This window comes from Moraxella sp. I5G (assembly GCF_055193055.1).
In genome coordinates this window covers 42,364-63,512 of record NZ_JBUXLH010000003.1, presented here as the reverse complement: position 1 = coordinate 63,512, position 21,149 = coordinate 42,364, and the positions used below count along the sequence as shown (strand labels likewise).

Here is a 21,149-nt window from a genome sequence, read left to right as displayed (position 1 = left end):
TGGTTTATTGATACAATAGCTGATTTATAATTGAGTTTTTATGTCAATTTTTATGCAACAATCACACCAAAAACCATCATCTCAACCTAAAAATTTCCAAAAATCGGATACAACCAATTCAGCGAATTTTGATGTTGTGATTATTGGAGCAGGAGCAAGTGGATTATTTTGCGCCAGCCAAATTGCTAGGTCAGGAAAATCGGTAGCTGTTTTGGACCATGCCAATAAAGCAGGTAAAAAAATACTGATGTCAGGAGGCGGTCGTTGTAATTTTACCAATTTAGATGTTGGCCCTGAAAATTTTATCAGTCAAAATCCTCATTTTGTGCGTTCAGCATTGGCAAACTTTACACCTGATGATTTTTTGATGTATGTTTATCAATATGGTATTTTGTTTCATGAAAAATCACATGGACAATTATTTTGTAATCACAGCTCAAAAGATATTTTGGATATGCTTTTACAAGAGTGTCATCAATATCAAGTACACATCTTGTTAAATACTCAAATTGATAAAATTGAAAAAAATACCACTGAAAAAAGCTGTCATAATCACCAATTTTTTATAAAAACCAGCCCAACCAAAAAAAATAAAACAAACTCACAACCAATAACCATTACTTGCCAATCCTTGGTAATAGCAACAGGGGGATTATCCATTCCAACACTTGGAGCCAGTGCTTTTGGCTATCAAATTGCCAGACAGTTTGGACATAATATAATCAATACCTATCCTGCACTTTGTCCTTTGACTTTAACTGACAAATTGGGTGAATTATTAAAAAATTTAAGTGGCATTAGTCTTGACATTGAAGTATCTAATTCAAAAATAACATTTAATTTGCCCATGTTATTTACTCATAAAGGCTTATCAGGGCCGGCAATTTTACAAATTTCAAATTATTGGCAATTGGGAGAGTCAATTTTTATTAATTTATTGCCTAATATCAATATTGCTGATTTTTTAATTAAAAATAAAAAATCTCAACCCAAGCAACTTATTCGCAAAGTATTATCACCATTTTTTGCTAAAAAATTATTATCTGCTTTGGAATTTTATTTTTGGCAAGAAGTTAAAGATGTTGAACTGGCAAATATTAAAGACAGTCAATTGGCGCAGCTTGGTAAAACCTTAAACGCATGGAAAATCAAACCATCAGGTACAGAAGGTTATAAAGTTGCTGAAGTGACTAAAGGTGGTGTGGATACGGCGGATGTATGCAGTAAAACCATGCAAAGTAAATTGGTTGATGATTTGTACTTTATTGGTGAAGTATTGGATGTTACAGGTCAACTTGGCGGTTATAATTTTCAGTGGGCATGGGCAAGCGCTTACGCGTGTGCAAGTGCAATGACTAAAATTTAGATGTATTTAGAATGCGAAATTAAGGTTGCATTTGTTTTTTAAGCTGTCTATAATCGTTTTAAATGAAAACGTGCTTTTAAGGTGAATTTATGAATGATATTGCTCCCGAATTTCGCATTACCATCTCAGGGCAAATCACCCCAAATGATGTAAAAGAACTTGCCAAAGACGGTGTAAAAAGCATCGTTAATAATCGTCCAGATGGCGAAGAGGCAGGTCAGCCTACATCGGATGAAATTCAAAAAGCGTGCAGTGATTGCGGCATTACCTATGCTCACATTCCATTTTCAGGTGGTATGATGGATATGAATCATGTGCAGGCGTTTGCTGACTTTTTTAATGCCACACAGCGCCCTTTGCACATATTTTGTCGCACAGGCAATCGTTCAACCATGATTTTAACTGCTGCTAAAGAACATGATTTATTGGATGAAGAATGATTTCTAACCCAACTAGACTTTAAAACTGAACTTTAAATTGTTTAAAACCCTAAAGTTTATAACTTTGGGGTTTTATAATTTAACAAATTGCAATCAGTAATTTGATATAATGACAAAAATTTATCATTAACAACTGGGAGTAAAATATGTGTGGTATTGTTGGTGCAATCCGTACCCATCAAAATGTTGTGGATTTTTTGGTTGATGGGTTACAAAAATTAGAATACCGAGGCTATGATTCGGCGGGGATTGCCGTACATACTGGCGATGAACTGACTCGAGTTCGTCGTGTGGGCCGTGTATCACAGATGGCAAATGCTGCAAAGGAAATTGGGCTTACAGGACATTTGGGGATTGGCCATACTCGTTGGGCAACTCATGGTGGGGTTACCGAACCCAATGCTCATCCGCACATTTCGCAAAATTTGATTGCGGTGGTGCATAATGGCATTATTGAAAATTTTGAAGCAGAACGCGTTCGTTTACAAAACTTAGGTTATGATTTTTTATCACAGACCGATACCGAAGTGATTGCTCATGGTGTTCATTATGAATACGTTAATAATGGACATAATTTATATCAAGCAGTACAAGTTGCCTGTAAGCGTTTTCATGGAGCATATGCCATTGGGGTGATAAGTCTTGAAAACCAAGAAGAAATGGTGGTTGCTCGCATGGGTTGCCCTTTGCTAGTGGCATTTGGAAAAGATGAAACGTTTATTGCGTCCGATGTATCTGCAGTGGTGGCATTTACTCGTGAAGTCAGTTATTTAGAAGATGGCGATATTGCACTTTTAACCGCACAAGGCGTGAAAAAACTTCAGGACAAAAATGGTCAGCCTGCCATTCGCAACAAAAAAACTTCAGAATTATCATTAGCATCACTAGAGCTTGGACCATATAGCCATTTTATGCAAAAAGAAATTTATGAGCAGCCCAAAGCCATTATTGATACGGCGGAAATTTTTTTAAATAGTGGGTTTGTGGCAGAAAATTTTGGTGAACAAGCAGATGATATTTTTAGAAAAATAAGCAGTATTAAAATCTTAGCTTGTGGAACTTCATATTATGCAGCGCTGACAGGCAAATACTGGCTAGAAAGCATTGCAAAAATTCGCTGTGATGTGGAAATTGCGAGTGAATATCGCTATCGTGATGTGATTGTTGATAAAAATGAACTGATTATTACCATTAGTCAATCTGGTGAAACGCTTGATACGATGGAAGCGTTAAAGTACGCCAAAGCCCAAGGTCATACTTACAGTTTATCAATTTGTAATGTGATGGAATCGGCACTACCACGCAATAGTGATTTGACAATTTATACTCGAGCAGGTGCTGAAATTGGTGTAGCAAGCACGAAGGCTTTTACAACTCAGCTTGTGGTATTATTTGGTTTGGCGGTAACGTTGGGTAAACTTTATCATCATGTCAATGATGAGCAAGAAGCGGCGTATTTTGAGGATTTAAGACAGCTGCCAGGTAGTATTCAGCACGCTTTAAATTTAGAGCCACAGTTAATCACATGGGCGCAAAAATTTGCCAAAAAACCATCGGCACTGTTTTTGGGGCGTGGTATTCACTATCCTATCGCTTTAGAAGGGGCATTAAAATTAAAAGAATTAACCTACATTCACGCTGAAGCGTATCCAGCAGGCGAGCTGAAACATGGGCCTTTAGCGTTGGTTGATGAAAATATGCCAGTGGTGGTGATTGCTCCGAATGATAATTTGCTTGATAAAGTCAAAGCCAACATGCAAGAAGTGGGTGCAAGAGGTGGCGAACTGTTTGTTTTATCAGATTTGGACAGTGAATTTACAAAAACAGATGACATTCATCTTATCCGTACTCCGCGCCATATTGGGGTTTTATCGCCAATTGTGCATACCATCGCAGTCCAGCTGCTATCTTATCATGTTGCTTTGGTTCGGGGAACGGATGTGGATAAACCTAGGAATTTGGCAAAATCCGTTACGGTGGAATAGTATGAAATCGCTCCAAAGTTTTTTGGGGCGATTTTAGTTATTGGGCAATTTAAATTTAAAGAAATAACAAATTGATTAAATAAAAGCGCGCATATGAATTATTTAAAACCTAGTGACTTAAAAGCAATTTTGCATTCAAAGCGAGCAAACCTCTTTTATCTAGAGCATTGTCGTGTTATGCAAAAAGATGGGCGAATTTTATATTTGACTGAGACAAAATATGAAAATCAGTACTATAACATTCCTATTGCCAATACAACCTGTATTTTATTAGGTTCAGGAACATCCATCACTCAAGCGGCGATGCGAATGTTATCGGCAGCAGGTGTTTTAGTAGGCTTTTGTGGGGGTGGGGCAACCCCTTTGTTTTCTGGAACACAAATTGAATGGCTGACTCCACAAAATGAATATCGTCCAACAGAATATGTGCAAAACTGGCTATCATTTTGGTTTGATGAACAAAAACGTTTAACGATTGCCAAAATAGTTCAACAAAAACGCATTGAATTTATTCAAAAAGTTTGGTCAAAAGATACGCAGTTAAAAGAAATAGGATTTGATGTCAATAATTTGGATATTGTCAATACTCTTGAATTGTTTATCCAAAAAATCACAACGGCAACTTGTGTAAATGAGTTGTTGTTATCTGAAGCTGCCATGACCAAACAGTTTTACAAATTTGCATCAAATCGGTTGGGATTAATGTTTGTGCGAGACCCTGAAGCTGGGGATTGTGCGAATAATTTTTTGAATCATGGTAATTATTTAGCCTATGGGCTTGCCGCAACGACTTTATGGGTGCTTGGCATTCCACATGGATTTGCTGTTATGCATGGCAAAACAAGACGTGGAGCATTGGTGTTTGATGTGGCGGATTTAATTAAGGATGCCATTGTATTGCCATGGGCATTTGTGTGTGCTAAAGATGGGTTTAGCGAGCAGGAATTTCGTCAAAAACTTTTGCAAAAATTTACTGAACATAAAGCGTTGGATTATATGTTTGAGCAAGTAAAGAGCGCATCTCAATATTTTAATGGGGATTGATATGATTGTTACATTTATCTGTCAATGTCAGAAAAAAGCATTGGTACGCACTCGTTTGGTGCTGGATGCATTTGCTAATCGCATTGGCGATAATACATGGCAAACCGTTATTACCAAAGATGGTTTGCAAATGGTAAAAAAACTACTTGCTCGCACAGCTAGTAAAAATACCGCTGTAAGTTGTTATCGTTTTCATACTCGTAAACACAGTGAGCTTTTATGGATTGTCGGCAATCGCCAGCGATTTAATGAATTTGGTTTTGTGCCTGTTAATCGCACTAAGCGAGATATTTTAAAAACTTCATGGAAACACGATTGGCAGTATATTGGCGCTATTGAAATTATCGCAACGTTAGCGGCTCTTTTTCACGATATCGGTAAATCAACCATTGGTTTTCAAAAAAAATTAATACAAGGCAGTAAAACAGGCGACCCTTATCGGCACGAATGGATTTCTTTAAAATGTTTACTTTGGCTAATTCAGGGTTGTACAAATGATAATGAATGCTTTGAGCGTTTTATTCAAATTGATACATGGTTGGAAAAATACGATGTATCCGATTTAAATACTTATCTGTTATCTGATGAATTGGAAAAAGCCGATTTATCAAAAATTCCGCCTTTGATGCAGTGGCTTTTGTGGCTGGTTGTTAGTCATCATCGTTTGCCGCCATTAAAAGAGGTGTTTTTAAAGGATAAAGAACGCCATCAATTTCAAATTCATCCTACATCACGTTTGTCTTTTGAATATTCACTATCTCGGGTGTATGCTGATTTTGCTGCCAAAAATTTTTGGGTAAAAAATCCTCAAGCTTTTGAAAATAATCAATCACTTAAAGATTTTTGGCAATTTAATCAATGCGTGATTGTGAGTAAAAAGTGGCAAAGCGGGCTAAAGCGTTGGGCAAAAAAAGCTTTACAAAATCAAACGCTGCAGACTTTATCCAATCAAAATAAACCTATTGATAATGCAATCTTACTTTATTTGTCTAGACTTTGTTTAATGATCGCTGACCATAATTATTCGTCATTAGCACAAAACGATTCTCGCCGTTTACTAGCCAAATCTTCTTTACCTTTAGCCGCTAATACCAACAATAAAACTCGTCAGCCTAAGCAGTTTTTAGATGAGCATTTACTGGGTGTGGCAGCTTTTACCGCGCACTTTGCCCATCATTTACCCATTATCAGTGAACAATTGCCTACACTTTTAAATCATCGTGTTTTAAATCAAAATACAGTTATTGATCGTTTTATCTGGCAAAATTACGCCTACAAAATTGCACAAAGTGTACAAAATGATAGTGATGTTCATGGGTTTTTTGGAATTAATATGGCGTCTACGGGTACTGGAAAGACCATTGCTAATGCTCGAATTATGTACGCTTTGTCAAATCAGCAGGAAGGCGCGCGATTTACCATTGCTTTGGGGCTTCGGGTATTGACATTACAAACAGGATTGAATTTGCGAAAGGATTTACAATTGACCAGTGAACAGCTGGCGATTTTGGTGGGCGGTGGTCAAACGCATCAGCTGTTTTCTACCGATGAACAGAAAAATCAACAAGTCAATGATGACTGCGTTAATGGTATTTTTGGAAGTGAATCAGCTGACGAATTGGTTGATGGTTTTGTGGATTCTACGATTGACCATTATGCTCTGAGCAAGTTGAACATTGATACCTTGTTAACCAATATCAAAACACGGGATTTGTTATTTTCGCCTGTAGTAACTTGCACCATCGACCATTTGATTGGAGCAAGTGAATGCAGGCGTGGTGGTGGCTATATTGCTCCAATGCTTCGTTTGTTAAGTAGTGATTTGATTTTGGATGAGGTTGATGATTTTGATTATCATGATTTGCCGGCACTGGCTCGTCTAGTGCATCTAGCAGGCATGATGGGCTCAAAAATAGTGCTGTCATCTGCAACGTTACCACCTGATTTGGTAAAGGGACTGTTTGAAAGTTACGCATCCGGACGAAAATTATTTAATCAAAGCCAAAATAAACCAGTCCCAAAGGTTATTTGTGCATGGTTTGATGAACAAAAAAATAGTGCCATCATCCAACAATGTGTTGATAAAGAAAGTTTTATTGAGAATCATCAAAAATTTATTAAAAAACGAGTCGCGTTTTTACAACAACAGCCTGTTCGTCATAAAGCTCAGATTTTATCCGTGTCTATTGTTTACCATCAGGATAAAAAAGCTCAATTTTATACTCAACTTGGACAAAAAATTATTGATGGGGCGGTTTTATTACATCATTCTTATCATGTAACTTGTCAAAAATCAGGTAAAAACATAAATGTTGGTTTGGTAAGAATTGCCAATATTAAGCAGTTGGTACGCATTGCTTTTTACCTGCAAAATGCCTTGGTTGATTTAGATACTTACATTCATGTTGCTTGTTACCATGCAAGGCAGCCACTGATACTTAGAAATCAGCTAGAGCGTTCTTTGGATAAAATATTGACACGAAAAACCAATGAACAAGAAATTTTTAAGCATGATAAAATTTATCAAGCAATGACTAAAAGTAATGCAAAACATCATATTTTTATGGTATTGGCAACACCTTTAGCAGAAGTGGGTCGCGACCACGATTATGACTGGGCGATTATTGAGCCAAGTTCCATGCGTTCAATTATTCAACTGGCAGGGCGAGTGTGGCGACATCGACCCAAAAAACAAGCTCTACAGAACAATCTTTTAATACTGAATCATAATATCCGTTATTTACAACAAGGCGGACAAAAACCCGTGTTTACTCGACCTGGTTTTGAAACTCAAAACCATAAGCTAACCAAATACGATATGCATGCATTAATTGATGTTAATATACTTAACCAGATAGACGCTCGTTCTCGTATTTTTGCAGACAAAATTGAAAATAAACCTCAAAGCTTAATACAGCTTGAACATGGCTTGATGAATCGCTTGTTTAATCAAGAAAAAACCAATTATGTAAATGCTTACTGGCGAGACAAAGGCGTATCGAATCGGCTACACACCCATTTGCAACAAATATCGCCATTTCGTCATAACCCCACAAAGGAACAAGAATGGGTATTGATTCCCAGACAAATTAATGAAAATGACGATGGTTTTGATGTGTATGCTTTGGAAGATGTTTACAAAAAAGGCATACAACATGCCAATAAGCATAACAGTTATATTCAACCAATAGATTTTGAGTATAAAAACTCACAAATAGATACTTGGCTTGATGGAGATGTTTATGATGAATTGTTATACTTGCAAAGTTATTTTCCAGAAAAAAGCCTATCATCTTTGGCGATAGCATTAAGCAGAGTAACCCTTGCTGATGCGTCCTATCATGATAGATGGTATTTTTGCCCATTTTTGGGTGTGGTGGCGGAGCGATTGAGTTCTTAAAACATTATTTTCTTAAAACATTGATTAAGGAAGTTATTATGATGACCATAAATGAATCTGTTAAAACGGCAATCAGTAGATTTTTAAGTCAGCAAATTGATGCAAAAACAGAAAAAATAAGCAAACAGCTTATTTTTGCTCAAAACAACGGCAATGATAAAGAGGCGACTAAATTACAAACAGAAATTCAGGAGATTAAACAAAAATTTAATCAAGATACTTGGTTGAATTTAGCGGCAAACACCATGGCAAAATAACTCAAATTTGGCACACATATTTCTAAGGGCGTTCATCCTTTTGCCAAAGGCGATAACGTGAATTTCGTCCCCAGACAGCTACTTGTTCAGACTTTGATTGGTACTCATAGTATTGATAAGCCAGCATTAGACGCTAATGGTAATGCAGCAGCTTTACCACTGGCTTCATTTTTTGATTTTGATGTGACCGATGGGGTAAAGGTACGTGATTTAATTTTATCAGATAATGCAGATTTTATTGCATCGTTATCTTGCGATAAAGATGTGGCAAATTTTTATCATGCAAAATTTAAACAAGCCTTAGAAAATAAACTTATTAATCCTGCTACTGAGGAGCGTAATAAGCAGTTACTTTGGGCGTTAAATGATACAACTGTTGATTGTGTGAATGCTTTAGAGTATGTCAATATTATACCATTGCACCCATCAGTATTGTCTTATGAGATTTATCAGAAAATAAATCAGTTAAGATATTCTGATGAAAATAAAAAAGCTCTTGAAAATCGCTTTAAACTCGGGGCTGATCATACGCCTTATCTTAGCATGCCAAATATGGCAATATTAAATCTTGGTGGGTCAAAGCCACAAAACATCAGTCAGCTGACGGTAAGGCAAGGCGGACGTAATTATTTGTTACCATCACTTCCGCCAAAAATTCAAAAAAGACAAATGTTTGCTTTATCAAAGTTTACCGAAAATTTTTTTCATAGCGAGCAATTAAAATATCATGTTGAAGATGATTTTGAGTTTATTGTACAAGTTGTGCAAGATACTAAAAATAACATCCATGTGCGCGATAAACGAAAAGATGCCATAGACCGCATTTTGCACACCATCTTTGGTATTGCACATTATTTGCAAAATCAGCCCGCAGGTTGGTCAAGAGATTATCATCTATCTTTAGAACAAAAAATATGGCTAGACCCATATCGCGCGGATTTAGAAGGTGAGGAGGAATTTTTATTGTGCAAAACTAAAAATGATTGGCAAAAAGAAATTTTAAACGATTTTGCATCTTGGCTAAATGATAAATTGCGTAAAAGATTTCAAGATTTAAAATTTGATTTTGCTGACAGTGAACATAAGGAATGGAAACGAGAAATTGAAGAAATGCAAGACTTTTATCAGCGCGCAGGCAAAGGGGTGTTTTTATGAATGATTTATCAGAGAAAATGGTCGTAGGCTATCTGTTATTAAATCGGATAAAAATTGATGATGCCAATACCATTTCAGGACCTTTGACTTACGGTTTTCCTGCCATTACAGGATTTACAGGAGCAGTTCATGCTTTATCACGTAAAATAATGGCGGATTCTCGATTTGGTCATCTATCTTTAGGCGGGGTGCTAGTGGCTTGTTATGATTGCCAACCAAAGGTTTACCGCGTCAATCGTTATCGTGATTATACTTTTATCCAAACTCGTAACCCCTTAAAAAAAGATGGTGGAACTGCTGCTATTGTTGAGGAGGGTAAATGTAATTTGCAAGTTAGCCTTGTGGTTGAAGTTTGTTCTGATGACGAGCTTTGTGAAGATACAATTAAGGAATTAACCCAATTTATATCACAAGCCATTTTTCAGCAAAGAATTGCTGGCGGAAGCGTAATGGCGATGGCAACAACTAATCCTGTGCAGTATTTTGGTTTTGAAAAATTATGTAACATTGCACCAATGCTCATGCCTGCGTTTGTACTGATGGATGCAAGTGATGAATTTGCTGACTTGATTGCTAAGTCTCAAGATAAAGACCCAAGCACTACACCACTGGATGTATTTTTGGATGTTTGTACACTCCATCATATTCCTAAGGTTGATGAAAATAATGGCACTCAATGGCATACCCAATCAGTTAAAACAGGTTGTGGCTGGCTTGTGCCAATGCCTATGGGTTATCAGGCAATCAGTAAACAGTTTGATTCAGGTAAAATGGCAAATGTTCGCAATCCAGAATATTGCAGTCAATATGTGGAAGCCGTTTATGGTTTGGGTAAATGGGTGTATCCGCATCATTTAACCAATTGTATGCAAACTGCCTTTTGGCGACAAACATACGATGAAAATGGCTTGTATTTATTAACCCAAAACAGTGAATTATCATTTTAATATTTAATTTTTAACACTCAATAATGGAGTTTTTTATGAGTAAACCAACTGAAAAATTAACCGTACCATCTGTACTGGCGTTTGAACGTAAATTGGATGTTTCTGATGCAGTCTTTACCCAAAAAGACAGTCAAAATCCAAACAGTCAAATTACATCTGTACCCGTACAAGAAAAATCATTGCGTGGCACCATTAGCAATCGTCAAAAAAATGCCATTGCAAATGACCCTGCTAAATTAGATAATGAAATTGAAAAAGCCAATTTACAAAAAGTAGACTGGGCGTCTTTATCAGAAGACAACGACACTTTGATTGTGTCATATACACTAAAAGTATTACCTTTTGATGGCAAACCTAATGTGTGTAATGAGCCAGAATACCAAACAAAACTATTGCAAGTTGTGCAACAATATCAACAAGAACAAGGTATAAAAACTTTAGCGCATCGTTATGCAACCAATATTGCCAATGCTCGCTGGCTATGGCGTAACCGTGTTGGTGCTGAAAAAATCACTGTAGAAGTTCGTTGTAAATTGGATGGTCAAGAAAAAATTTTAACATTTGATGCTAAAAGCATTTCCATCCATCATTTTGATACCCAAAACGATGATTTGGCAACCTTGGCAAATTGGATTGAGCAAGGTTTATTAGGTAGTGCATTTGTGATTTTAAACATTAAAGCCTATGCAGTTGTTGGTTATGGTCAGGAAGTTTATCCATCTCAAGAATTGATTTTAGACAAGGATAAAAATAAAAGCAAAGAACTTTATAAAGTCAATGATAAGGCGGGCATGCACTCTCAAAAAATTGGTAATGCCATTCGTACAATTGATACTTGGTATCCAGAATCTAATTTCCCAATCGCTATTGAAACCTATGGTACGGTAACAACACTCGGAACGGCATTTCGTCAGCCAAAACAAAAACAAGATTTTTATTCGCTCTTTGATGCGTGGGTTTTAAAGGATGAAAAGCCCGATTTAGAAAATCAGCATTACGTGATGGCGGTACTGATTCGAGGCGGTGTATTTGGGGCGAGCGGTAAAGAGTAATATTTTAGCCATAAAACCAAAACCTAAATTTGAAAGGGGGTAACACTCCTTTCAGATGGTGGTTTTTGATAAGCGAATTTTATTTTTTTAGGAAAAATTTATGAAATTTTACCAAGAAATCACATTAATGCCCGATGCAGAAGTCAGCCCTTATTTTTTATGGACAAAAGTATTTACTCAACTGCATATTGCGCTGGCCGATATTAAAAATCAACATGGTATTGACAACATTGGTATTAGTTTCCCACAGTATCAATATTGCCAAACGGATGATAAAACTATAAGCACATTGGGAAATAAACTGCGAATTTTTGCCCATCATCGTGATGATTTAATCAAACTTGATATTTGTAAATGGCTTGAGCGTTTGAATGATTATGTGCATATTAAGGCAATTCATTCAGTGGATGATAAGGTAACTAAATTTGTCATAGTGAAGCGTTACCGCTCTGATAATATACATAAAACGGCTGAAAAATTTGCTAAATTTAAAGGCATTAGCTTTAAAGAGGCGTTGACGCATTGCAAAATTCATAAACGGCAGAATAAAAAATATCCATTTATTCAATTAAATAGTCAAACCACAAAACAAGATTTTCAATTAACAATTTGTCAACAAATGACGGACAAAGAAGTATTGGGGGAATTTAACAGCTATGGTATGAGCAAACAAGCAGAAGGCGTAACCGTTCCGCATTGGTAATCATGGTTAGACTCATCAAATAAGGGTAAGAACCCTTATTTTTTTACTTTAAAAAAAATATATGTAATTCAATGGGTTATAAACTAGTAAAAATAAAGGGTAAAATGGTATATTTTATTTTAAGACCTTGAACTTTATAGAGTTTTAATATAAAATTCACTGTTATACACCGCATAGGTGGCTTAGAAAGATTAATAAGGATTGTTGCTATTATGTTCGCTGTTATACACCGCATAGGTGGCTTAGAAAAATCCTCTGGAGACAGATAACAGCTAAGGTCGCGTTATACACCGCATAGGTGGCTTAGAAATCCATAGTTTTACAGTTTACACTACCATCGTCGTTATACACCGCATAGGTGGCTTAGAAAACATTGTCTGGACGAGTGAATGTGGTTTCAGAGTTATACACCGCATAGGTGGCTTAGAAAATTTTAATAACTTCTGTTACACACCGCATAGGTGTTATACACCGCATAGGTGGCTTAGAAAGATTATACGCCCGCCCATTAGCGTCCCGCACTGTTATACACCGCATAGGTGGCTTAGAAATCCCGTTTGCATCTTTAACTGCATGCCCCAACTGTTATACACCGCATAGGTGGCTTAGAAAATTGGGCAGCTTACGGGGATTTTTGGCGATATGTTATACACCGCATAGGTGGCTTAGAAACTGCGAGCGGAAACAAAGAGTTAATAAATTTACCGTTATACACCGCATAGGTGGCTTAGAAATAATTTCCGCGTGCAGGAGATTATCAGACAGGGTTATACACCGCATAGGTGGCTTAGAAAGTATCCGCGACTTTGAAGCTAGAGCATCAAAAGTTATACACCGCATAGGTGGCTTAGAAAACGCAGCACCCCCAAAAATTATCCCAATGCCGGTTATACACCGCATAGGTGGCTTAGAAAACGAGGGGCGGGGGGGTAGCTAGGATAATAAGTTATACACCGCATAGGTGGCTTAGAAAATTAATGGAAGCGAAACACTTAGGTCTTCGATGTTATACACCGCATAGGTGGCTTAGAAATATTAGTGGTGACGAAATAAGCAGACGCAGTAAGTTATACACCGCATAGGTGGCTTAGAAATTGTAAGGAATTAGGTACTTCTAAATCCATCTTGTTATACACCGCATAGGTGGCTTAGAAAGACTTTACGACAAATAGGGTGCGTGATAAAGCGTTATACACCGCATAGGTGGCTTAGAAACTACTAGTCAAGAAATTACACCACGCATCGGAGTTATACACCGCATAGGTGGCTTAGAAATTTTTTAGACACAATGTGTATAAAAAAACCGTGTTATACACCGCATAGGTGGCTTAGAAAAAATATCCTAGATTTTTGGGATAACGGGGGGCGTTATACACCGCATAGGTGGCTTAGAAATTGGTAGTAAGGAACGCCGCATATACGTCAGATGTTATACACCGCATAGGTGGCTTAGAAATTATTGAGTGCTGATGAGACGGAGCAACACGGGTTATACACCGCATAGGTGGCTTAGAAACTGCGAGGGATTTCTATAACTACGTGTGTACAGTTATACACCGCATAGGTGGCTTAGAAAAAATATCCGAGATTTTGGGGATAAGAGGGTATGTTATACACCGCATAGGTGGCTTAGAAAACTTTCGAAGACCTTATTTATTTCTAAGGTCTGTTATACACCGCATAGGTGGCTTAGAAAGTCACTGGTCTCGAAAGTATCTTTTATTTGTATGTTATACACCGCATAGGTGGCTTAGAAAACAAAGCGCAAGAAACCATTGCGCATTAGCGAGTTATACACCGCATAGGTGGCTTAGAAACTAAAAAGGCATACCATCATCATCAAAATCTAGTTATACACCGCATAGGTGGCTTAGAAAGGAGAAGCGGCGATGATAAGCGGCGGTACGATGTTATACACCGCATAGGTGGCTTAGAAAACTCTGTGGCTATTTCTCATGTTGTTAAATAAGTTATACACCGCATAGGTGGCTTAGAAACTACACTAAGGTAGCAAGACATATCACTCATGGTTATACACCGCATAGGTGGCTTAGAAAACCATCAAACCCAACCTAGTCAGAGGAAAATTATTGTTATACACCGCATAGGTGGCTTAGAAAGAAAAGGAAAAGTCTTAATCCCCTAGAAATTGGTTATACACCGCATAGGTGGCTTAGAAAGTGAAGCGTTCATCATCAAGGCTCAAAGCCGTGTTATACACCGCATAGGTGGCTTAGAAACCCCACACTGATTACAAAGCCATGACCCTGATCGTTATACACCGCATAGGTGGCTTAGAAAACTATAAAAAGTATTATGGTGTTGCATAACACGTTATACACCGCATAGGTGACTGATAGGTTGTAATTTGATTATTCCTTTAACTTGTCATCCTTTGCCTAATCAACAAAAAACTGCTTTGTTATTAATAAAGCAGTTTTTGCAGTTACTGATCAGGGTGTTATGCAAATTTATGTACCAATTTTGGCATTTACTCCATTAATTACACCACCACCCAAGCAGATATCACCATCATAAAATACCACTGACTGTCCCAAAGTTACAGCTCGTTGTGGTTCTTCAAATATCACCTTGACACAATCATTTTCTAAAAATATTCTACACATCTGGTCAGGCTGGCGATAACGAGTTTTGGCGGTACAAACAAATCCTGTATTATCAGTTTTTGGCGGCTTTGTTACCCAGTCCAGTTTATAAGCAGTCAATTGGGTGCTTTGTAACCACAAATGGTCATGCCCTTGTCCAACAATCAAGCGATTATTTGCCAAATCTTTATGTAAAACAAACCAAGGCTCTTCAGGGCGACCTGAAACGCCACCAATTCCAATTCCGCCACGTTGCCCGATGGTGTAGTACATCAAACCTTCATGTGTACCAATTTTTATACCATCATCGGTATAGATGTCGCCGCATTGGGCAGGAAGATAGGTTTGTAAAAAATCTCGAAATTTACGTTCACCAATAAAACAAATACCTGTTGAATCTTTTTTCTTAGCAGTTGCTAGTTGGTATTTTTCAGCGATTTCTCTCACTTTTGGTTTTTCAAGTTCGCCCACTGGAAACAGTGTTTTGGCAATTTTATCGCCACTGACGGCATGCAAAAAATAACTTTGGTCTTTATTGTTATCCAGTCCACGCAAAAGTGTCGCCTTGCCATCTACCGCAAAACCACGTCTAGCATAGTGTCCTGTGGCGATATAGTCAGCGCCCAATGTTAGAGCATAATCTAAAAATGCTTTAAATTTTACTTCTTTATTGCACAAAATATCTGGATTGGGCGTTCGACCCGCTTTATATTCGTCTAAAAAATGCTCAAAAACTCGCTCCCAATATTCCATAGAAAAATTGGCGGTATGTAAAGGAATGCCAATTTTATCAGCAACTGCTTGCGCATCAGCAAGGTCAGTTAGAGCAGTACAGTATTCAGTTCCATCATCTTCTTCCCAGTTTTTCATAAACAAGCCTTCCACACAAAAGCCCATTTCTTTTAATAAAACAGCAGAAACTGATGAATCAACCCCGCCAGACATGCCGACAATAACTTTAATTTGGTTATAATCTTTATTGGGGTGCTCGTTTAAAACGTCCGCTAGGGTAAATGCTTTTGATGCTTTCATTGTCTGTAAAAATCTATAAAAAATAAAAATATACTGGACTATATTGTACTTTTTAGGTAAAATTCAAGGCAATCAATTGAATTAAAAAAACTTGTAAAAATGATAAAAAAAGCCTTTATTGTTGCAGCCGTTTGTTTGTCTTTTGTGCAAATTTCTTATGCAAAAACCAGTGATTTACCCTTTGTCGGCACTCGCTATTTTAATATGGCAGGCGGTAATTGCACAAAAGAAAGCATTACTATTAAGAAAAATGGTGAAGTTTCTTTAAAATATCATGGTTGTCAAGGTACAGGCACTTATTTTAAAGGTAAATTTTCCAATCCGTTAAAAATCCAAGAAAAGAACGAGACATATTATTATCAAATCAAAGACAACCAAATTTATGAGTTGGATGAAAATAAGCAAGTATCCAATAAATGTACCGTCATAGGTCGCCAAGATTCATTGTGTATTAGTCAGTTGATCGAATAAATAACTCAAAAAGGTAATTATGATAAAAATTGGTCAAGGTTTAGACGTCCATACGTTTTGTGAGGGTGATTTTGTAACACTAGGTGGCGTAAAAATTCCTCATAACAAAGGGCTTTTAGCGCATTCCGATGGCGATGTGGTCTTACATGCTTTGTGTGATGCCCTGCTTGGAGCATTGGCTTTGGGTGATATTGGACAGCATTTTCCAGATAATGACCCTAAATTTAAAGGGGCAGACAGCAAAGTTTTGTTAGACCAAGTTTACACCCTAATTAAGCATCAGGGCTATGTTTTGGGTAATGCAGACATTACGATTGTGTGTGAGCGACCAAAAATTGCCCCTTATAATGATAAAATGTGCCAATGCATTGCTGACGTATTAAAAACGCCCAAGCAAAATATCAGCATTAAGGCGACAACCAGCGAAAAAATGGGATTTACAGGGCGTGAGGAAGGGATTTTTGCCAGCTGTGTGGTGCTACTACTTAAGAAGTAAAGCCTTTAAAAAAGTTTGCTTAACCTTTATAATAGCCTAACTGTTTTTAATGGAGTATGTGATGACCGACATCAACCCTCAAACCAAAGCCATGATTGAAGAACAAATTAAAAAGCACCCAGTATTGCTTTATATGAAAGGCACGCCCCAATTTCCCCAGTGTGGATTTTCAGCTCGTGCAGTTGAGGTTTTAACTCAAATTGGTCGCCCATTTGCTTTTGTGAATATTTTAGAGAATCCAGAAATTCGCCAAACGCTACCAATCATCGCAAATTGGCCGACATTTCCTCAATTATGGATTAATGGCGAACTTATTGGCGGAAGCGATATTATTTTACAAATGTATCAATCAGGTGAGCTTAAGCCATTAGTGGAAGAATTTAGCCCAGAGCTTCCAGAATAATCACCAATCTTGCTATATAAAAAACGGTTAAAAATTAACCGTTTTTTTGTTTTTATTTTATATTTTTTCAACTGTGATATAATGGCAAACCTGTTTTTGTTTTAGTTGATAATACGGATAATCTTTTTATGTCCATTAAATCCGACCGCTGGATACGCCAAATGGCAGAAGAATTTGGTATGATTTCTCCTTTTGAGCCATCACAAGTACGTTACAATGAGCGTGGTGAAAAATTGGTCAGTTATGGCACATCAAGTTATGGCTATGATGTTCGCTGTGCAAATGAGTTTAAAGTTTTTACAAATGTTCACTCTGCTATCGTTGACCCTAAAAATTTTGATGAAAGAAGTTTTATCGATATTGTTGGTGATGAATGTATCATTCCGCCAAATTCCTTTGCATTAGCTCGCACAATAGAGTATTTTAAAATTCCAAGAGATGTTTTAACTATTTGTTTGGGTAAATCCACTTATGCTCGCTGCGGAATTATCGTTAATGTTACTCCCTTAGAACCAGAATGGGAAGGTCATGTAACGCTTGAATTTAGTAACACCACCAATTTGCCAGCGCGCATTTATGCGGGCGAAGGCGTGGCACAGATGCTATTTTTCCAAAGCGATGAGGTTTGCCAAACTTCCTATAAAGACCGTGGTGGCAAATACCAGGGACAAACAGGCGTAACACTTCCTAAGACCTAGATTTTATTTATTTTTTTAAAGAGTTTAATATGGCTGACATTCATATTGAAAAAAATCACAGTTTAGATTTTGACACTGCCCGCGCCCAAGCTAAAAAGTGGTTAGAAGAGGCTAATCGTGAATTTGGTTTAAATGTTGACTATCAAGAAAATGATGATGGTGATACCGCTGCCATTAAAAAAGCGGGTGTTGATGGACGCGCAATCCTGACCAAAGATAAAGTAGTATTTGAAGCAGATTTGGCATTTTTGGCAAAACCTTTAAAAACGCCTATTATTAATAGCATTCAAGCGGGTCTGGATAAGTTTTTTGCCTGATGAAAAGAATCACTCAATGTTTACAAATTGCACTGCTGATGTTTGGCGGTGCCTTTTTATCAACTGCTTTTGCTAATGGTAATAACAGTCCAACTCATCAGTCAGCACCATCACAGATTAGCACTACCAGCATTCAACCTTCTGAAGCTTTCCCTAAAAACAGCTTACCTGCCAGTATTCGCGAAAAAATGTCGCAAATCAGTCTTTTGGATAACCAAATTAGTATTTGGGTAAAACCAGTTAATGGTCAGATGCCAATAATTGATTTTAATTCAGAAGTATTACGCACACCTGCTTCCACTCAAAAACTGGTTACTACGGCAATTGCGTTGGATAAATTGGGTAGCCAATATCACTGGTTTACATACATTTACCAAAAAGGTTTGGTGGTTAATCAGACTTTGTATGGCGATATTATTATCAAAGCTCAAGGCGACCCATCTATGACCCATGAGCGCCTAAAAGCCATGTTGGGTTATCTGCCTAAAAAAGGCATTCGTCATATTAATGGTAATATCATTATTGATAATTCTGCTTTTTCTGGTGTAGCAAGAGACAGTAACGCTTTTGACGGTCATGGAGCCCGTGCATACAATGCCCAGCCCAATGCTTTTTTGGTGAATTTTGGTACGCTAGAAATTGACATGTTACCATCTGGTCAAACCTTTAATACAGGTCAGTTGGATAAATTTGGCAAACCAGTTTTAGGGTTTATGCCAACAGATAATAGTCAAATTGCTGTACAGGTTTTGCCACCACTTTCAGATTTTAAATTTCCAAAAACCTTACCAGCTCAGGGTGGCGCGTGTGATAGTGAGCCAAATTTTCGTTTGACGATATCTGAGCTTTTACCAACTGGACAAGCCAAAACTACCTGTGGGCGCATGACTCAATGGATAAATTTTGGTGATGGCGATGTATTTGCAGTCAAGGCAGTAAAAGGAATGTGGCAGAAATATGACCCAAATTTTACTGGTAAGGTTTATACTATCAGTTCACCACAAACTCTAGTAGGATTGCCAATTATCAGTTATCCATCACAAAATTTGGCGTCGCAAATTTATCAAATTAATCAGTTTTCTAATAATGTGATGACTGAACAGGTGGCTTTATCGTTACCTTTAACGGTCAATGAAAAAATCAGTACCTATCCAAAGACGTTTGGCTATATTAATAATTGGTGGCAACAACACCTAAAAAGTCCACCACCTATCATGAGTCGGGCATCGGGTCTGTGCCGTGATTGTCAAATATCAGTATATGCAATGGGTGAATTGCTGGATTATATGTATCGTCAGCCAGAATTTGAAATTTTTAAAGCGTCTTTGCCAATAGCAGGACAAACAGGCACGATGGCAAAACTTGCCAAAAGAAACCATCTAAATCCTGCGATTGGTAGAGCATTTATTAAAACAGGTACCTTGGATGACGTAACCAGTATGGCAGGTTATGTACTTGACACCAAAGGCAACATGTATGTTGTAGTTGGGATGATTAACGCTCCGAGTGCCAGTGGTCGGGCGGTTGGAGTGCTTGATGAGATGCTGGCGGTGGTGGCGAGCTTTTAAAACGCAACTAAAATTCACTTTGGCATTTTTTATTAACATTCACTAGAGCTTCATCAATGATTTTTTGGCTAACGCCTTTTTTGCGCAGTTCTTCAATAAACAAAACATCATTGGCAAGCGTATAATTGCAATTATCTCGGTCTAGCCCTTGCCGAATGTATAGCCGAATCAGTCCTTGTATGGTGTTAAAGCCATGTTCGCCCATGGTGTGTTCTAAATGTCCGATAATTTCTTCGGATAATTTTAAAGGCACAGGTCGCATGATGGTTTGAGGGTGGTCTGAGAATTGATTTTTGATTTTTGGTGAAAGCATAATTTCCCCTAAAGTGATATAAATAGCATTATCTTAGCAATAATTAGCAAGGCTTTCAATAAATTGGTAGTTTTTACTGACACTAATAAACGTTTAGCAACATTGTTTTGGTAAAATTGCAAAAAACTTATAGATTGCAATACAAAAAACTGGCAAAATGCCTCTACTTATTTACTTGTTTTGTAAGGATTATAAACAAATGTCAAATATTATCTTTCGTACATCCTTAAAAATAGCAGTTACTTTTGGTGTGGTTGCAAGTCTTAGTTTGCCTTTGGCAACAACCAGTTATGCAGCTGCTGCCAGCGAAGAAGCCGCTGTTAAAAATTTAAATAAACTTTTAACAGGTGTGCGTTCTATGACCGCCAGTTTTTCACAAACTACTCAAGCTGGCAATAAAAAGAATAATTTTAGTGGCGTGATGGCGGTACAACGCCAAAATCAGTTTCGTTGGGAAATTAAATCGCCTGCTGAACAGTTGATTGTAACCAGTGGCAGTACGCTTTGGATTTATGATAAGGATTTGGCACAAGTAACTAAACAATCTTTGAACAGTCAATTTGGCGATACGCCAGCTTTATTATTATCAGGTAATCCCAATCAAATTAGCCATAGTTTTAAAATCAGTCAGCCCAATGACCAAAAAAACTTTTATGTTTTAACACCTAAAACATCATCAGCGAACTTTCGTGATTTATCTATTGCTTTTAATGGCGGTAAACCTGTTATGATAGTGTTAAATGATAATATTGGGCAAACAACCACCATTAAATTTACCAACATTAACATTAACAAAAAAATTGCCGCCAATCAATTTAGTTTTAGCGTGCCATCGGGCGTTGAGGTGATTAATCAATAATCAATTTAACATTGGTAACGTGTTAATAAATCTGGCA

Annotated in this window: 18 protein-coding genes, 1 pseudogene and 1 CRISPR repeat array; of the genes and pseudogenes, 17 read left to right on the top strand and 2 right to left on the bottom strand. The window is 37.3% G+C overall.

The window, feature by feature from the left end:
- The first annotated feature begins 40 nt into the window (after nucleotides 1-40).
- The 10 genes and pseudogenes from ACZBKJ_RS02465 to cas6f all read left to right on the top strand — a co-directional run bounded on the left by ACZBKJ_RS02465 (nucleotide 41) and on the right by cas6f (nucleotide 12,349).
- Nucleotides 41-1,366, top strand: a complete 1,326-nt coding sequence (locus ACZBKJ_RS02465; protein WP_463199339.1) for a BaiN/RdsA family NAD(P)/FAD-dependent oxidoreductase — start codon at nucleotides 41-43, stop codon at nucleotides 1,364-1,366.
- 89 nt (nucleotides 1,367-1,455) lie between these two features.
- Nucleotides 1,456-1,806: a protein tyrosine phosphatase family protein gene (locus ACZBKJ_RS02460; RefSeq protein ID WP_463199338.1), complete on the top strand. Its 351-nt coding sequence runs from the start codon at nucleotides 1,456-1,458 to the stop codon at nucleotides 1,804-1,806.
- A gap of 146 nt (nucleotides 1,807-1,952) precedes the next feature.
- Nucleotides 1,953-3,791 (top strand): glutamine--fructose-6-phosphate transaminase (isomerizing), encoded by a 1,839-nt coding sequence (glmS, locus tag ACZBKJ_RS02455; protein WP_463199337.1) that lies wholly within the window; start codon nucleotides 1,953-1,955, stop codon nucleotides 3,789-3,791.
- 93 nt (nucleotides 3,792-3,884) lie between these two features.
- Complete coding sequence (cas1f, locus tag ACZBKJ_RS02450; protein ID WP_463199336.1) at nucleotides 3,885-4,835, top strand: type I-F CRISPR-associated endonuclease Cas1f; 951 nt, start codon at nucleotides 3,885-3,887, stop codon at nucleotides 4,833-4,835.
- A 1-nt stretch (nucleotide 4,836) separates the two neighbouring features.
- A complete protein-coding gene (gene cas3f / locus ACZBKJ_RS02445; RefSeq protein ID WP_463199335.1) occupies nucleotides 4,837-8,235 on the top strand; it encodes a type I-F CRISPR-associated helicase Cas3f in 3,399 nt (1,132 codons plus the stop codon).
- A 38-nt stretch (nucleotides 8,236-8,273) separates the two neighbouring features.
- A complete protein-coding gene (locus tag ACZBKJ_RS02440) occupies nucleotides 8,274-8,492 on the top strand; it encodes a hypothetical protein (RefSeq protein WP_463199334.1) in 219 nt (72 codons plus the stop codon).
- A 12-nt stretch (nucleotides 8,493-8,504) separates the two neighbouring features.
- Nucleotides 8,505-9,647: pseudogene (gene csy1, locus ACZBKJ_RS02435) on the top strand (type I-F CRISPR-associated protein Csy1); the annotation flags it as partial.
- A complete protein-coding gene (gene csy2 / locus ACZBKJ_RS02430; RefSeq protein ID WP_463199333.1) occupies nucleotides 9,644-10,594 on the top strand; it encodes a type I-F CRISPR-associated protein Csy2 in 951 nt (316 codons plus the stop codon). The pseudogene csy1 and the gene csy2, both read left to right, overlap by 4 nt.
- Before the next feature lie 35 nt (nucleotides 10,595-10,629).
- Complete coding sequence (gene csy3 / locus ACZBKJ_RS02425) at nucleotides 10,630-11,646, top strand: type I-F CRISPR-associated protein Csy3 (protein ID WP_463199332.1); 1,017 nt, start codon at nucleotides 10,630-10,632, stop codon at nucleotides 11,644-11,646.
- A gap of 100 nt (nucleotides 11,647-11,746) precedes the next feature.
- Nucleotides 11,747-12,349 carry a type I-F CRISPR-associated endoribonuclease Cas6/Csy4 gene (gene cas6f / locus ACZBKJ_RS02420; protein ID WP_463199331.1) on the top strand — a complete coding sequence of 201 codons (603 nt, stop codon included), beginning with the start codon at nucleotides 11,747-11,749 and terminating at the stop codon, nucleotides 12,347-12,349.
- A gap of 161 nt (nucleotides 12,350-12,510) precedes the next feature.
- Nucleotides 12,511-14,710: a CRISPR direct-repeat array (repeat unit 28 nt; unit sequence GTTATACACCGCATAGGTGGCTTAGAAA).
- 110 nt (nucleotides 14,711-14,820) lie between these two features.
- On the opposite strand, the gene mnmA is transcribed toward cas6f, so the two are convergent.
- Entirely contained in the window at nucleotides 14,821-15,987 is a 1,167-nt protein-coding gene (mnmA, locus tag ACZBKJ_RS02415) for a tRNA 2-thiouridine(34) synthase MnmA (protein WP_463199330.1), read from the bottom strand.
- Nucleotides 15,988-16,086: 99 nt separating this feature from the next.
- On the opposite strand from mnmA, the gene ACZBKJ_RS02410 reads away from it, so the two are divergent.
- The 6 genes from ACZBKJ_RS02410 (at nucleotide 16,087) to ACZBKJ_RS02385 (ending at nucleotide 19,940) form a co-directional block, all read left to right on the top strand.
- Complete coding sequence (locus ACZBKJ_RS02410; RefSeq protein WP_463199329.1) at nucleotides 16,087-16,458, top strand: hypothetical protein; 372 nt, start codon at nucleotides 16,087-16,089, stop codon at nucleotides 16,456-16,458.
- Nucleotides 16,459-16,477: 19 nt separating this feature from the next.
- Nucleotides 16,478-16,954, top strand: coding sequence for a 2-C-methyl-D-erythritol 2,4-cyclodiphosphate synthase (gene ispF / locus ACZBKJ_RS02405; protein WP_463199328.1), 477 nt, complete (start codon nucleotides 16,478-16,480; stop codon nucleotides 16,952-16,954).
- A gap of 61 nt (nucleotides 16,955-17,015) precedes the next feature.
- The gene (gene grxD / locus ACZBKJ_RS02400; protein WP_463199327.1) at nucleotides 17,016-17,357 is read left to right on the top strand and encodes a Grx4 family monothiol glutaredoxin; all 342 of its coding nucleotides are present in this window, start codon (nucleotides 17,016-17,018) and stop codon (nucleotides 17,355-17,357) included.
- Nucleotides 17,358-17,485: 128 nt separating this feature from the next.
- Nucleotides 17,486-18,055 (top strand): dCTP deaminase, encoded by a 570-nt coding sequence (gene dcd / locus ACZBKJ_RS02395; RefSeq protein ID WP_463199326.1) that lies wholly within the window; start codon nucleotides 17,486-17,488, stop codon nucleotides 18,053-18,055.
- Between the two features lie 29 nt (nucleotides 18,056-18,084).
- Nucleotides 18,085-18,372 (top strand): polyhydroxyalkanoic acid system family protein, encoded by a 288-nt coding sequence (locus tag ACZBKJ_RS02390; protein WP_463199325.1) that lies wholly within the window; start codon nucleotides 18,085-18,087, stop codon nucleotides 18,370-18,372.
- Entirely contained in the window at nucleotides 18,372-19,940 is a 1,569-nt protein-coding gene (locus tag ACZBKJ_RS02385; protein WP_463199324.1) for a D-alanyl-D-alanine carboxypeptidase/D-alanyl-D-alanine-endopeptidase, read from the top strand. The genes ACZBKJ_RS02390 and ACZBKJ_RS02385 overlap by 1 nt, the downstream gene beginning before the upstream one ends.
- Nucleotides 19,941-19,947: 7 nt before the next feature.
- Here the strand turns inward: ACZBKJ_RS02385 and ACZBKJ_RS02380 are convergent, their stop codons facing one another.
- A complete protein-coding gene (locus tag ACZBKJ_RS02380) occupies nucleotides 19,948-20,253 on the bottom strand; it encodes a CopG family transcriptional regulator (protein ID WP_463199323.1) in 306 nt (101 codons plus the stop codon).
- A gap of 199 nt (nucleotides 20,254-20,452) precedes the next feature.
- On the opposite strand from ACZBKJ_RS02380, the gene lolA reads away from it, so the two are divergent.
- Complete coding sequence (gene lolA, locus ACZBKJ_RS02375; RefSeq protein ID WP_463199322.1) at nucleotides 20,453-21,112, top strand: outer membrane lipoprotein periplasmic chaperone LolA; 660 nt, start codon at nucleotides 20,453-20,455, stop codon at nucleotides 21,110-21,112.
- The last annotated feature ends 37 nt before the right edge of the window (nucleotides 21,113-21,149 follow it).